Below are 14119 nucleotides of genomic sequence, written 5' to 3' on the forward strand. Positions count from 1 at the left end.
ACGCATCGCTGCGCGATGCTCCTCAGGGTGAGGTCATAGGGGCTTTTCATAGCCCGTTGTTTTCGCTGCATTCATTCCCGGCCCGGCTCTCAGGATGAGGTTGTGCGGCGGAACCTGAAGCAGGCAGATCTCAAGCGCGGCGGTCCTCGTCCACGCCGACCGGCGACAGAACGCCTGTCGTGACCGGTGGCGGCACCGCCTGGCCCGACAGCCGCAGGGTGCGTTCCAGAAGGAGTTCGTAGATCGGCCGCCCGCCCAGCGCCTGCGACACGGCATTGGCCGTCACGCAGGTCACGATCAGCGGCAGGATGAGCGCATAGCCGCCGGTCAGTTCGGCCGCGAGCACCACGCCGACCAGCGGCGCGCGGATCGACGCGGAGAACAATCCGCCCATCGCGGCGATGACGAAGGCGGCGCCGGCCAGCGGCGGCAGCGGCACGGCGGTCTGCAACAGCCAGGCGCCGATCAGGCCGACCGTCGTCGCGAGCGTCAGCAGCGGCGCGAAGATGCCGCCGGGCACGCCCACCGGATAGCTCACCATGACGCCGACGAAGCGCAGCAGGCAGAGCAGCAGCAGCGCCGTGATCGGCAGGTTGGCGCTCACGATCCCGGGGATCAGAAGTTCACCACCGCCCACCGCCTGCGGCAGCACGAGCGCCAGCACACCGACGGCGGCGCCGACCAGCAGCGCCGGCACGAACGGCACCTTGCGGAACGTGTCCGCCACCCAATCGAGCAGGAAGAGCAGCGTGCGGTTGAAGACGATGCCCAGCCCGCCCAGGAACACGCCCAGCACCAGGAAGGCCGGCAGCAGCGACAGCGGCATCTCGGCATTGTCGAGCTTGAGCTGCGGCGCCGTGCCGCCGACCAGTTCCATGCCGATGGCACTGGCCGTCGAGGCGATGATGACGGCGGTGTAGGAGCGCAGCGTGTAACGGAACTGCTTGCGCGTTTCCTCGATCACGAAAAGGATCGCCGCCAGCGGCGCATTGAACGCGGCGGCCAGGCCGGCCGCGGCGCCGGCCGCCAGCAGGCCGCGCAACTCCGACTCGCTGAGCTTCAGCCGCTCCGAAACGGCCTGCGCGATCGACGCGCCCATGTGAATGGTCGGCCCTTCTCGTCCCGCCACGAGACCTGACGACAGCGCCAGCACGCCGCCCACGAACTTCACCGGCAGGACGCGCCGCCAGCGCACCTCGCGCAGCCCCTCCATCGCACCTTCGATTTCCTGCACGCCGCTGCCCGCCGCTTCGGGCGCGACACGACGCGTGAGGAAGAAGGCGGCAACCAGCGCGACTGCGGCAATCGCCGCCGCGACAACCATGGTGAGGGGGCCATGCCCCATGTACGCCACCAGCCACGAAGGCCAGCGGACAAGCGTATCGACGATCAGATGGAAGCCGGCGCCCAGGACTCCGGTGGCTGCGCCGCACAGTGCCGCCAGAACGTACAAGGCGGCATCGGAGATCGATTGCCCTGCCGGTCGATCTCCTGAAGCCACGCGCACCCTCCGATGATGAGGTGCAATAATGCCCGGCGAAACCGGACTGTCAAAGCGTCAGCGCGTGAACACTACCTTGTCGAGATCGCTACGCACTTCCCAGTGATGCCGTTCGAGTTCCGGATCGAGATGCTCCTCCGCCGGGAAGCCGAGGCAGAGATAGGCCACGAGGTTCCAGCCGGCCGGCACGTCGAGGGCCTGCGTCACCTTCTTCGGGTCGAGTATCGACACCCATCCCATGCCGATCCCGTCGGCGCGCGCCGCGAGCCACAGGGTCTGGATGGCGGCCACCACGGAGTAGTGCAACGTCTCGGGCATCGTCTGCTGCCCCAGTCCGCTGCCGGTATGCGTGCCGTCGTCGGAGAAGACCGCAAGATGGACCGGCGCCTCCTTGAGTCCAGCCAGCTTCAGGCCGGCATAGATCGCGTACTTCTCGCCGTCATAGCCCGCGAGCGCCTGTTCGTTGGCCTGGGTGAAGCTTTCGATCACGGCGCGGCGCCGCGCTTCCGATTCGACATGCACGAACCGCCACGGCTGGCTGAGGCCGACCGACGGCGCATGGCTGGCCACTTCCAGCAGCGCGTCGATGCGCTCGCGCGCCACCGGATCGGTGCGGAAGCGACGCACGTCGCGTCGCCACAGCACGAGCTGGCGGAACTCGGCCCGGAAAGCCGCGTCGAAATCGGGATGCGTCATCAACTCCACCGATCGATTGCATGAAAGAAGGTGCCGCTCACCGCGCCGCGCCGGGCACCCGCCTCGGCGACCGGCGCGCCGGCCGAGTCGCGACAGTCGACGAACGGCGCATCCCCCACCGACAGGATGCTGGCGTAATGGAATTCGTGGCCCGCCACTTCCTCGCCCGCGGCGCCCAGCACGCCGTCCGCCAGCAGTCGCGCGCGTCGATAACCGAGGTGCAGCCGCCGCTTGGCGAAGGAGGTCTCGACGTTCAGCAGGCCGAGCATCGCGTGGCGTGCGCCGCCCGCATCCTCGATCCCCTGCCCCAGCACCATGTAGCCCCCGCATTCGCCGTGGACCGCCACCGACTGCGCGGCCAGTGCGCGGACACCGGCGGCAAAACGGCCGGCGGCGGCCAGCGTTCCCGCGTGCAGTTCCGGATAGCCGCCGGGCAACCAGACCACGTCTGCAGCGGCATCGGGTGCCTCATCGGCGAGCGGCGAGAACGGCAGGATCTGCGCGCCCGACCTGCGCCAGCCTTCGAGCAGGTGCGGGTACAGGAACGAGAAGGCGCGGTCCTGCGCCACCGCGATGCGCTGGCCGGGCGGCGGCAATCCGGCAGTCGGTGCAGCCGGGCCGATGCGAGTCGGGCCGATGCGGGCCGGGCGCACCGCCGCCTCGATGGCATCGAGATCGAGCGAAGCCTCGATCGTGTCCGCGACGGCGTCGAGGCGGCGCACGAGGTCGGGCTGCTCCATGGCCTGCACCAGCCCGAGATGCCGCTCCGGCAGGGAGACGGTCGGATCCGACGGCAGCGCGCCGAACAGGGTCAGGCCGGCACGCGCCAGCCCCGGCGCGATCAGGCCGACGTGCCGCGCGCCCGCCGCGCGATTGAGGATGACGCCGGCCATCTCGACGTCGTCGCGATAGCGCGCGAGCCCCGCCGCCACCGCCGCCGCCGTCTCGGCCTGGCCCGACACATCGAGCACGAGCACCACCGGCCAGCCCGTGAGCGCCGCGAGATCGGCGGTCGTGCCGCGCGCCGTCTGGCCGGGTTCGGCCACGCCGTCGAACAGGCCCATCACCCCTTCGACGACGGCGAGATCCGCGGTTCGCCCGTGGCGGTGCGCGAGATCGAAGAGAGTCGCGGGCGCCATCGCCCAGCTGTCGAGATTGAAGCTCGGCCGCCCCGCCGCAGCTTCATGGAACGCGGGATCGAGATAGTCCGGCCCGCACTTGAAGGGCTGCACGGTGCGTCCGCGGCGCGCAAGCGCGCGGATCAGGCCGGAAGTGATGGTCGTCTTGCCGGCGCCGGAGCGCGCCGCCGCCACGATCAGCCCGCGCGGACCGTCCATCACGACCAGCCCACCATCGACGCGAGCGCCCGCCGGCGCAGCGTGGCGATCGCGCCGATCACGGCGATGCAGGGCGAGCCGATGCCATGACGCTCCGCATCTTCCGCCAGCGCATCGAGCCGGCTCTCGACGACGCGCTCGTCCTCCGTCGTCGCCGACTGGACCAGCGCCGCCGGCGTGTCGCCCGGCAGCCCGCCGCGCTGCAGCGCCGCCACGATCTCCTCGAGCTGCGCCATCGGCATGTACAGGATGAGCGGCTGGCCGAGCCGTCCCAGCGCCTCCCAATCGGCGGTGGACTGGCCCTCGGCGCGATGGCCCGCCGCCAGCACGACGGCATGGTTCGTGTCGCGCGAGGTCGCGGGAATGCCGGCGAGAGCGGTGCCGGCAAGCCCTGCCGTCAGGCCGGGAATGATGCGGAAGCGAAGCTTCGCCTCGCTGAGCGCCGTGACCTCGTCCCAGCCACGGCCGAACACGAAGGGATCGCCGCCCTTCAGCCGCAGCACGCGCCGGCCGGCGCGCGCGCGTTCGACCAGCAACGCATTGATCTCGTCCTGCTTCGGCGAGGGCCGGCCGCCGCGCTTGCCCACCGGCAGCAGGACGGCGTCTTGGCGCGCGAGACGCAGCACACGAGAATCGACCAGCGCGTCGTGCACGATATCGTCGGCCCGCGACACGGCATGCAGCGCCAGCACGGTGAGCAGGCGCGGATCGCCCGGACCGGCGCCCGCCAGCCACACTTCGCCCGGTGGAAACGCGGGCAGGTCGGGAAAGCCTTCCAGGTTCACGCGCCGCGCCCCCGGAAACGCCGCTGATAGGCCGCGTCGTAGAGCGCGCTGTCGCGAAAGTCGCGCGCGCCCAGCACCTTGCCCACCAGGATCAATGCGGTGCGCTCGATCGGCGACTTCGCGACTTCATCGACGATCGTGCCCAGCGTCGCGCGGATCACGCGTTCGTCCGGCCAGGTCGCACGATAGACGATCGCCACGGGGCAGTCGGACCCGTAATGCGGCGTCAGCTCCGCCACGATCCCGTCGAGCACATGGATCGAGAGATGCAGCACGAGGGTGGCGCCGGTCGCGGCATAGGCGGCGAGCGTCTCGCCCTCGGGCATGGCCGAGGCGCGGCCCGAGGTCCGCGTCAGCACGACGGTCTGCGCCACTTCAGGCAAGGTGAGTTCCTGTCCCAGCACGGCCGCCGCCGCGGCGAACGAGGGAACGCCCGGCGTCACGGTGTAGGGGATGCTCTCGGCGTCGAGGCGGCGAAGCTGCTCGCCGAGCGCGCTCCAGATCGACAGGTCGCCGGAATGAAGACGCGCCACGTCCTGGCCGGCCTCGGTCGCGCGACGGCATTCCGCCACGATCTCGTCGAGCGACAGCGGCGCGGTGTCGACGATGCGGGCGCCCGGCGGACAATGGTCGAGCAGCGCCTTCGGCACCAGCGAGCCGGCATAGAGGCAGACCGGGCAGCGCGCGATCAGGTCGCGTCCGCGCACGGTGATCAGGTCCGGCGCGCCCGGACCCGCGCCGATGAAATGGATGGTCATCGTCCTTCTCCGATGGCGATGGCGCAGGTCGCGCGCCCGGTCGCCACACGCGTTCCCAGCAGCCGGCCGTCGCGACCCGCCACCACCAGCGCCGACGCCTCCGCGATCGACGGCAATCCCTTGGCCTTCAGCACCAGCTTCGACGGCGTCAGCACGCGCCCCGCGACGCGGTCGAGATCGTCGACCGTGCAGCCGACCAGCTTGACCGACAGCCGGCGCGCCACTTCGGCGAACACCGGATCGGTCGCCTTTTCCGATTCGGTCGCGACCGAATCCAGGCGCTCGACCGGCAGGTCGAACATCCCGAGCGCCATGCGCACGACCCGCTCGATCTCGTCGGCCGACGTCTCGCGCCGGCAGCCCACGCCCGCGACGATCATGGCTTCCTCGCGCGCCATTGCGTGACGGGAGCCGCGTGGCGCCAGACGAAGACATTGCCGGTTCCGGCGCGTCCGGCCTTGGCGACCTGCAGGCGCGTGATCTCGCCGCCGTGACGCTGGAAGCAGTCGATCAGGCGAGCCTCCGACTGCAACGACACGGCGTTGGCCACTATCCGTCCGCCGGGCTTCAGCGCCGACCAGGCGGCATCGAGCAGGCCGGGATCGGACAGGCCACCGCCCACGAAGATCGCATCGGGCGCCGGCAAGCCGTCGAAAGCCGCCGGCGCACTCTTCTGCACGATCTGAAGGTCGGGCGTGCCCAATGTCGCGGCGTTGCGCATCGCCCGCGCCGCCCGCTCCGCGCTTTCCTCGATGCCGATGGCACGCAGCGAGGGATGGCGCAGCAACCATTCGATGGCGATCGAGCCCGCACCCAGCCCGACATCCCACAGCAGTTCGCCCTGCTGCGGCGCCAGCGAAGAAAGCGTCACCGCGCGAATGTCGCGCTTGGTGAGCTGGCCATCGTGCTCGAACAGCGAATCGTCGAGGCCCGGCGCCAGGGTCACGATCCGCGCCCCGGGGGCGGTCACGACCTCGAGCGCGACGATGTTGAGGGCCACCACATCGGCAAGCGCGAAGCCCTGCGCCGTTGCCCGGCGAATGCGCTCCTGCGGGCCGCCCAGCGATTCCAGCACCGTGAGCTTCGACTCGCCCATGCCGCGCTGGGAGAGCAACCGGGCCAGCCGGCCCGGCGTCTCGCCATCCCAGGACAAAGCGATAATGCGCGCGCCGGGCTGCAGATGGCGCACGATGCCTTCCAGCGCGCGACCGTGCAGGCTCACCGGGGCGACATCCTGCAACGACCAGCCCAGGCGCGACGCGGCGAGGCTGAACGACGAAGGCTGTGGCAGGCAGATGGTCTCGTCGGCAGGCACCGACCGCAGCAGCATGTCGCCGACGCCGTAGTGGAAAGGATCGCCGCTCGCCAGCACGACGACCGGCCGACCGCGCATCGCCAGGATGTCGCTCATCGCGCCGGCAATCGGGCTGGGCCAGGCAAGCGATCGGCCGCCGATCAGTGACCCCGCCAGTTCGAGGTGGCGCCGGCCGCCCACCACCAGTTCCGCCGACGAGACGAGGCGGCGCGCCACGGCGGACAGGCCGTCGATGCCGTCCTCGCCCAGTCCGACGATGGACAGCCATGGCTTTGCCGGGCAGGTTGCGCCCCCGCCCGTCATCGCCCGACTCCGACATGCGCATTCTGATCCTCGGCGGCACCACCGAAGCGTCCGCGCTGGCGCGCCTTCTCGCGAACGATGCGCGCTTCGAGGCGACGCTTTCGCTGGCCGGCCGCACCGAGCGTCCTGCGCCGCAGCCCTTGCCGACGCGTATCGGCGGCTTCGGCGGCATCGACGGCCTGGTGCGCCATCTGCGCGACGAGAAGATCGCCGCTGTCGTCGATGCGACGCATCCCTATGCCGACCAGATGTCGAAGCATGCCGTTGCGGCTTGCGACGAGGCCGCCGTTCCGCTGGCCTCGCTGGTGCGCGCGCCCTGGACGCGACAGACGGGTGACGAGTGGCACGATGCGATCGATATGGCAGCCGCCGTCGAGGCTCTCGGACCCGAGCCGCGCCGCGTGCTCCTGGCGATCGGACGGCAGGAACTGCCACTGTTCGCCGGCGCGCCGCAGCATCGCTATCTGGCCCGCGTCATCGACGCACCGGCGGGCGTCGCCCTGCCGCCGCAGCTCACGCTGCTGCAGGCGCGCGGGCCCTTCGATCTCGCCGCTGAAACGGACCTGCTGCGCGACCACAGGATCGACCTCGTCGTGTCGAAGAACGCGGGCGGCGACGCGACCTACGCCAAGATCGCCGCGGCCCGCGCGCTCGGCGTGCCGGTCGTCATGATCGCGCGCCCCGACAAGCCGGCCGGTCATGTCACGGCAACGCCCGAAGAGGCCGTGGCCTGGCTCGATCATGTCCGGCGCTCGCTGCGCGGCGTGTAGACCCAGCGTCCGACTGTGCGGGTCGTGCTGGCACCGACGATGACCAGGGTGCGCATGTCGGCCACCGCTGGATCGGCCGTCTCCAATGTCGCCGCCGTCACCTTGGCATCGTTCGTTCCCGCCGCGCGCACGAAGAGGACCGGAGTCTCGCCCGCCTTCACCTGACGCAACAGCTCGAAGGCCTTGCCAAGCTGGTGTGGCCGCGCCTTCGAGGCGGGATTGTAGAAAGCCATGACGAAGTCGGCGTCGGCCGCTGCCTTCAATCGACGCTCGATGGTCGACCAGCTCTTGAGATTGTCCGAGAGCGAGATCGCGCAGAAATCGCCGCCGAGCGGCGCACCCACCTCCGCCGCCGCCGCCAGCATCGCCGTCACGCCGGGCTCGACGCGGATGTCGAGCGTCCGCCAGGCCGGATCGCCGCCTTCCACGGCCTCGAACACCGCCGAGGCCATGGCGAAGACGCCGGGATCGCCGCCCGACACCACCACGACATCGCGTCCGGTCGCGGCGAGCGACAGCGCATGGCGGGCACGATCGAGTTCGACGCGGTTGTCCGAGGCGTGGCGTCGCTGATCCGGGCGCGTCGCGGGAATGCGATCGAGATAGGGGCCATAGCCCACCAGGTCGGAGGCCCGGTCGAGGACCGCGCGCGTCGCCGGCGTCATGAGCTCGGCCTTGCCCGGTCCTGTTCCGACCACGGTCAGCGAGCCGCTCACAGTTGCCGCCCCTGGCCGGCAACCAGGACCATCGCGAAATAGGCACCGGCCGGCTCTCCGCACTCGGCCAGCGGCAGGATGCGCTCGCCCGGCATGGTACCGCGCTCGACATAGACCGCCCGCGACAGCAGGCCGGCCGCCTCGACGGCGCGGCGCACCTTGGCGAGATTGCGCCCGAGCTTCATGATCACCGCCGCGTCGGTGTTGCGCAGCCGGTCGACCAGCTGCCCCTCGGCCAGCGTCCCCGGCAGGACCGAAAGCGTGTCGTTGCCCCAGGTGATCGGCAGGTTGGCGCGCGTCCAGCAGCCCGACATGCCGGTGACGCCGGGCACGACCTCGACCGGGAAGACCTCCGCCAGACGCCGCCACATGTGCATGAAGGATCCGTAGAAGAACGGATCGCCTTCCGCGAGCAGGCCGACCGACCTGCCATCCTCCAGCAGCGCCGAGAGAGACGACGAAGCCTCGGCGTAGAACGCCGCGATCTGGTTCTGGTAGTCGGGATGATCCGCCGGGATCTCGTCGGTGACGGGATATTCCAGCCGCAGCTCCTGCCGCGCCGCGTCCATCAGTGGCGCCACGATGCGCCGCGCATTGCCGAGACGGCCGCGCTTGGCAAAGAAGGCGACCACGTCGACCGAGCGCACCAGCCCGGCGGCGCGCAGGGTGAGATAGCGCACGTCCCCCGGCCCCACGCCGATTCCGTACAGCGTTCCGCGCTCGGCGGTGCCCGCGATCGCGTCGAGGCTGGTCATTCGATGTCGCTGGCCAGAGCGTTGATTGCCGCGGCCGTCATTGCGCTGCCACCGCGACGGCCGCGTACGATCAGGAAGGGCACGCGCCCGTCGGCCGCCAGCGCGTCCTTGGACTCGAGCGCTCCCACGAAGCCCACCGGCACGCCGATCACCGCTGCCGGCACGGGCGAGCCCTCGTCCAGCATCTCGAGCAGGCGGAACAGCGCCGTCGGCGCGTTGCCGATCGCGACGACCGCACCGCCGAGACGCTCGCGCCACAGCTCCATCGCCGCGGCGGAGCGCGTATTGCCGAGCTTCTGCGCCAGAGCGGGCACCGAGGGATCGTCGAGCGTGCAGATCACGTCGTTCGCCGCGGGCAGGCGCGCGCGCGTCACGCCATTGGCCACCATCTTCGCATCGCACAGGATCGGCGCGCCGTCCTTCAGCGCCTGCCGCGCCACCTGGGCGAAGCCGCGCGACATGTCGATGTCGCGGGCGATTTCGGGCATGCCGCAGGCGTGGATGATTCGCACCGCGACGCGCTCCTCGACGGCATCGAAGCGCGCGAGATCGGCTTCGGCGCGGATGATCGCGAAGGAACGGCGATAGATTTCCGCGCCGTTGCGCACATAGTCGCGCGGCTCAGCCATGGTTAGCATCCGGCAACAGCGATTCGAGGTCGGCCGGACCAATCGTGCGTTCCGCCTCGTCTCTCGTCGTACCGTTGCGCACGACGCCGTATCGGCCGGCCTCGCCCACCAGCACGAGATCCGAGGGCGCGGAGCGTGCGCAGCCCTTGGCGCAAGCGGAGACGTGGACGGTGCCGCCGAAGCGGCGCTCGGCCATGACCCGGGCGAGACGGCGCGCATCGCCGCGAGCATCGACCGTGCCCGATGCACAGGCCGGCGCGCCGGGGCAGGCTTCGATTCGCAGCAGCGGATCGCGCTCGTCGACGATCAGTCCGATCGACCGCGCCTCGTCGAGCAAAACCTTGCCCGCCGCGACATCGCGCACCCGCATGTAGAGCGTCCGCCACGGCGACAGGCGCAGATCGCGCGCGCCCGCCATCGTCGCCAGATCGGCGAGACGCCGGAGCTGGCCCGCTTCGAGCCGGCCGAACGGCGCCGCAACGCCCACGCCATCGTCCACCAGACCGATAACGCGGCCTCGCGACGGATCGAGCGGCGGCAGCGGCTGTAGCTTCGGCATTACTGCAAGCAGCAGCTTGGACGAGGCGGCGGCCGACAGGGTGCGCAGGCGGCTGCGGGGCACGCATTCCAGCACCGCCTGCATCGCCGTCACGACCAGATCGACCGCGTCGCGAGGGACACAGGCACCGAGCCAGCGCGTCCCGTCCAGCGTATCGATGCCGAATGCCACCGCACCCGGGGCGACCCGCAGACTGATGTCGGCGCGCTCACCGGAAATGGACACCGGTCCAACCTCGTCGACGAGGACGCCGAACTTTGCGGGCAGCCCGCGCAGACGCGGCTCGCCGGCGAGAATTTCCTCGAGCCGTTCGGCGATGCCGTAGGCAACGGATCCGCGCTCGGCGAGCGGCGCCACCATCACGTTGCGCACGGCCTCCGATGCGACATCGGCGTCGAGCAGCCCGAACCGCCCGAGTTCGGCCTGCTGCTCGTCGAGGCGGTTGTCGCTCAGGCCGCGAATCTGCAGGTTGGCGCGGCGCGTCAGGTCGATATGCCCGTTCCCCAGTCGCTGCGCGGCATCGGCCAGCATGCGCGCAGCATCAAGGTCGAAGCGACCGACGCGCGGTCGCACGCGCACGATCAACCCGTCGCCGCTCTGCATCGGCCGCAGAGCGCCGGGGCACCAGCCCTTCTTCAGGATCGCCGCGGCCGTGCTCATCTCGCGCCTTCTTCGACCGGCCGCGCAGGCGGCGCAAGGCCGATCGCGCGCGTCAGATCGCGCTCCACCGCATTGCGCCGCGTCATCCAGAGACCGCGGTCGAGCGCCTCCCTGAGGCGCGCCGCGATGGCCGCGACCGCCGCCGGGTTGCGTGCCGCCATCGCATCGAGAACGGCTTCGTCGGCGATCAGCGCGGCATGGGTGGCGTCGAACAGCGGGCCGGGCACGATCTCCGCGGTCGCGGCGAAGGCATAGAGCGCATCGACCGACTGGGCGATCTCGGCCACGCCGCGATGGCCGTGGCCCAACATGGCCTGGATCCAGCGCGGATTGGTGAGGCGTCCCCGCACGACGCGGGCGATTTCCTCGGCCAGCCGCCGCGCCCTGGGCTTCGCCGTGTCGCTGGTGTCCAGATGATAGAGTTCGGGGTCGTTGCCCAGCAGCGCCGCCGCGGCGGCAAAGCCTCCCGCGAAGTCGGCCACACCGTCGCCATCCAGCACGTCACGTTCCCTGTCGTCCTGCGGATGTACCAGGAGGTCGGCCGTCGAGACGAGATGACGAAACCCCTCGCCCGCCGCACGAACCGGTTCGACCCCGCCATAGGCATGGGTCACGGCGCCGAGATAGATCTCGCCGAGATCGGCGCGCGCCTTCCAGTCGCCGTCGAGCGCCGCGTCGCCGGCCTGCGCGCCATAGCTGCCGGGCGCGCTGCCGAACACGCGCGCCAGATCCGCCCGGGTGCGCCGCGCCGCGGCCATCGGGTTGTCCTCGTCGGGCTCGTCGAGTTCGGCGACGCGCCGCACGGCCATGTCGAACAGCGCGATCTGCGTCTCGAAGATGTCGCGGAACAGGCCGGAGACCCTCAAGGTGACGTCGATGCGCGGACGGTCGAGCGTCGCGAGCGGCATCACCTCGATGCCGGTGACGCGGCTCGAGGCGGCATCCCACACCGGCTTCACCCCGAGATAGGCCAGCGCCTGCGCGAGATCATCGCCGCCGGTGCGCAGCGAGGCCGAGGCCCAGAGATCGATCACCAGCGCGCGCGGCGGCTCGCCGTGGTCCTGCAGGTATCGCCGCACCACCTCGTCGGCGGCGCGCGCGCCGATCGCGGCCGCCGTCCGGGTGGGGATGGCGCGCGGATCGATCGAGGTCAGGTTGCGCCCGGTCGGCAGCACGTCGGCCCGGCCGCGCGTCGGTGCACCGGCGGGACCGGGCGCAACGCGACGGCCGGCAAGCGCGGCCAGCAGGCCCGCGCGCTCGCGGGCGGCGCTCAGGCGGATCGGCGCGTCGTCGCCGCCCGTCGTGACGGCCAGCTGCGCGATCTTGGCCTCGTCGGGCAGCGCGCCGAAAACGTGCAGCCCTTCGCGGATGCTCAATTCCTTGATGTCGCAGAGATGGGCGTCGAGCTTGGCCACGGCTTCGCGGCTGGGCTCGTCCTTCGTCAGACCGCATTCAGCCGCGAGGCCGCTGCTCCAGGCGCGCTCCACGATCTCCTCCTCGAGGTGGCGCAGGCGCCGGCTGTCCATGCCGTCGGCCGCCGCATACTCCTCAATGATGCCTTCCATCTCGGCCAGCGCACCGTGCAGGCCGGCGGCGCTGAGCGGCGGGGTCAGATGGCCGATGGTGACGGCGCTCAGCCGGCGCTTGGCCTGTACCGCCTCGCCGGGATTGTTCACGATGAACGGATAGATGACCGGCACCGGCCCCAGCACGGCCTCCGGCCAGCAGCCGGCGGAGAGAGCCAGCGCCTTGCCGGGCAGCCATTCGAGCGTGCCGTGCGTGCCGAGATGGATCATCGCGTCCATCCGCTCCTGCTCGCGCAGCCACGCATAGAGCGCGACATAGGCGGGGCGCGGCGGGCAGTTCATGTCGTGATAGCCCGACTTGCGGTCCTGTTGCGTGCCGCGATCGGGCTGCAGCAGCACCATGACCTTGCCACAGCGAAGAACGGGCAGACGAAAATCTTTCGACGCCGCGCCCCACGTCTCCGCGAGATCGCTCCGGAGCGCGTCCGGCAGCGCCGCAAGCCAGTGCCTGTATTTCTCGAACGGTATCTCCAGCCAGTCGGCATCGCCGAGCAGCAGCCGTTCGACGTCGGCCACCTTCCAGTCGCAACCGCCGACGTCGTAGCCCTCGGCGCGCAGCAGCATCAGGATCTCGACCACGCTGGCCGGCGTGTCGAGGCCGACCGCGTAGCCGGTCCGTCCGCCGCGCGCGGGATAGTCCGACAGGACGAGCGCGAGCCGGCGCTCGGATGCGGGCGTGGCGCCGAGCTTCGCCCAGGAAGCCGCCAGCCGCGCCACATAGTCGATGCGATCGGGTTCGGGCTGGTGATGCACGCTGCCGAACTGCAGCGCCGGATTGGGCTCGCCCTCGGCCTTGAAGGAAATGGCGCGCGTCAGCAGTCGCCCGTCGAGTTCGGGCAGGACGACGTTCATCGCAAGATCGGCAGGCGCGAGGCCGCGCAGCGAGCCATCCCAGGCTTCACGTGCGCTACCGGAGAGAACGACCTGCAGCACCGGCACGCCGGCGCCGTCGAGCACCGTGGTGTCGTCGTCGCGCAGGGCCGAGAAGGCTGTGGTGTTCAGGATGATCGCGGGGTTGCGCTCGCGCAGCAGTGCCTCGAGCGGCGCATGCACCGCCGGATCCTTGAGGCTGCTGACGGCGACACCGACGGGGGCCAGACCCTGCGCGTCCAGCGCCTGCATCAGCGCGGTGATCGGCGCGAGGTCAGCCGCGATCAGGTTGGCGCGATAGAACACGACCAGCGCCGCCGGACGGTGATCATGCAGCGCCCCGAGGATCGTCAAAGGCCCTACCGGTTCGGGCGGCGTTACCGCGACGTCCCGGCCCAGCAGGCTCGCGGCGTAGCGCAGCGCCTGGCGCAGATTGGCCGTACCGCCGGCCCGGAAGTAGCCGTCAAGCCGGGAAAGCCGATCGGGCGTGAGCGTCGAGACGGCCGCGAGACGCGGATCGGGCCGGTCGTCACCCGGCAGCGCGGCGAACAGGATGCCATTGTCCCGCGCCGCGTCGCCGATGCGTTCGAAGCCGTAGCGCCAGTAGTCGAGGCCGCCCAGGCCGCGCACGATCACCAGCCGGGCATGCGAGATCACCTGCTCGACATGGAGATCGACCGACATCGGATGACGCAGTTTCTTGAGGCTCGCGAGCCTCAGCGTCGGCAGGACATCGGCATCCTGCTGCCAGGCCGCGGCGAGCGCCGACAGGTCGCTGTCGGAGAAGGAAAGAACGACGATCTCGCCCGGCGACTGTCCGAGGTCGACGGCGGCATCGGCCTCCTCGAGCGTCGCGAGCTGGGTCGCCAGGACGTGCAT

At 70.7% G+C, this 14119-nt stretch carries 13 protein-coding genes; 1 reads left to right on the top strand and 12 read right to left on the bottom strand.

All coding sequences use genetic code 11. From position 1 onward, the window contains the following. Positions 1–130: 130 nt before the first annotated feature. Genes clcA through cbiE form a run of 7 tightly spaced genes read right to left on the bottom strand, consistent with a single transcriptional unit; the run spans position 131 to position 6695 of the window. Positions 131–1501 (bottom strand): H(+)/Cl(-) exchange transporter ClcA, encoded by a 1371-nt coding sequence (gene clcA / locus LJ725_RS17075; protein WP_230551844.1) that lies wholly within the window; start codon positions 1499–1501, stop codon positions 131–133. A 57-nt stretch (positions 1502–1558) separates the two neighbouring features. Beyond that, the gene (gene bluB / locus LJ725_RS17080; RefSeq protein ID WP_230551845.1) at positions 1559–2197 is read right to left on the bottom strand and encodes a 5,6-dimethylbenzimidazole synthase; all 639 of its coding nucleotides are present in this window, start codon (positions 2195–2197) and stop codon (positions 1559–1561) included. After that, the gene (locus LJ725_RS17085; protein WP_230551846.1) at positions 2197–3534 is read right to left on the bottom strand and encodes a cobyrinate a,c-diamide synthase; all 1338 of its coding nucleotides are present in this window, start codon (positions 3532–3534) and stop codon (positions 2197–2199) included. The genes bluB and LJ725_RS17085 overlap by 1 nt, the downstream gene beginning before the upstream one ends. Beyond that, complete coding sequence (gene cobA, locus LJ725_RS17090) at positions 3534–4319, bottom strand: uroporphyrinogen-III C-methyltransferase (protein WP_230551847.1); 786 nt, start codon at positions 4317–4319, stop codon at positions 3534–3536. Before cobA ends, LJ725_RS17085 begins: the two co-directional genes overlap by 1 nt. Then, complete coding sequence (gene cobM / locus LJ725_RS17095) at positions 4316–5077, bottom strand: precorrin-4 C(11)-methyltransferase (RefSeq protein ID WP_230551848.1); 762 nt, start codon at positions 5075–5077, stop codon at positions 4316–4318. Before cobM ends, cobA begins: the two co-directional genes overlap by 4 nt. Beyond that, positions 5074–5457, bottom strand: coding sequence for a cobalamin biosynthesis protein (locus LJ725_RS17100; protein ID WP_230551849.1), 384 nt, complete (start codon positions 5455–5457; stop codon positions 5074–5076). Before LJ725_RS17100 ends, cobM begins: the two co-directional genes overlap by 4 nt. Further along, the gene (gene cbiE, locus LJ725_RS17105; RefSeq protein ID WP_230551850.1) at positions 5454–6695 is read right to left on the bottom strand and encodes a precorrin-6y C5,15-methyltransferase (decarboxylating) subunit CbiE; all 1242 of its coding nucleotides are present in this window, start codon (positions 6693–6695) and stop codon (positions 5454–5456) included. Before cbiE ends, LJ725_RS17100 begins: the two co-directional genes overlap by 4 nt. 14 nt (positions 6696–6709) lie before the next feature. Between cbiE and LJ725_RS17110 the strand changes: the two genes are divergently transcribed. Continuing rightward, on the top strand, positions 6710–7465 hold the full coding sequence (locus LJ725_RS17110) for a cobalt-precorrin-6A reductase (RefSeq protein ID WP_230551851.1): 756 nt from the start codon (positions 6710–6712) through the stop codon (positions 7463–7465). Here LJ725_RS17110 and cobJ read toward each other — a convergent pair. From cobJ to cobN, 5 genes are read right to left on the bottom strand one after another with little or no spacing between them, the layout of a single operon-like run. Further along, on the bottom strand, positions 7435–8181 hold the full coding sequence (cobJ, locus tag LJ725_RS17115; protein ID WP_230551852.1) for a precorrin-3B C(17)-methyltransferase: 747 nt from the start codon (positions 8179–8181) through the stop codon (positions 7435–7437). The two genes, LJ725_RS17110 and cobJ, sit on opposite strands and share 31 nt — an antisense overlap. Then, the gene (locus tag LJ725_RS17120) at positions 8178–8936 is read right to left on the bottom strand and encodes a precorrin-2 C(20)-methyltransferase (protein ID WP_230551853.1); all 759 of its coding nucleotides are present in this window, start codon (positions 8934–8936) and stop codon (positions 8178–8180) included. Before LJ725_RS17120 ends, cobJ begins: the two co-directional genes overlap by 4 nt. Then, on the bottom strand, positions 8933–9565 hold the full coding sequence (locus tag LJ725_RS17125; protein ID WP_230551854.1) for a precorrin-8X methylmutase: 633 nt from the start codon (positions 9563–9565) through the stop codon (positions 8933–8935). Before LJ725_RS17125 ends, LJ725_RS17120 begins: the two co-directional genes overlap by 4 nt. Then, positions 9558–10784, bottom strand: a complete 1227-nt coding sequence (gene cobG / locus LJ725_RS17130) for a precorrin-3B synthase (protein ID WP_230551855.1) — start codon at positions 10782–10784, stop codon at positions 9558–9560. Before cobG ends, LJ725_RS17125 begins: the two co-directional genes overlap by 8 nt. Then, entirely contained in the window at positions 10781–14119 is a 3339-nt protein-coding gene (cobN, locus tag LJ725_RS17135; RefSeq protein ID WP_230551856.1) for a cobaltochelatase subunit CobN, read from the bottom strand. The genes cobG and cobN overlap by 4 nt, the downstream gene beginning before the upstream one ends.

Origin of the sequence: Reyranella aquatilis (genome assembly GCF_020880995.1) — a bacterium.
Classification (GTDB): Bacteria; Pseudomonadota; Alphaproteobacteria; order Reyranellales; family Reyranellaceae; genus Reyranella; species Reyranella aquatilis.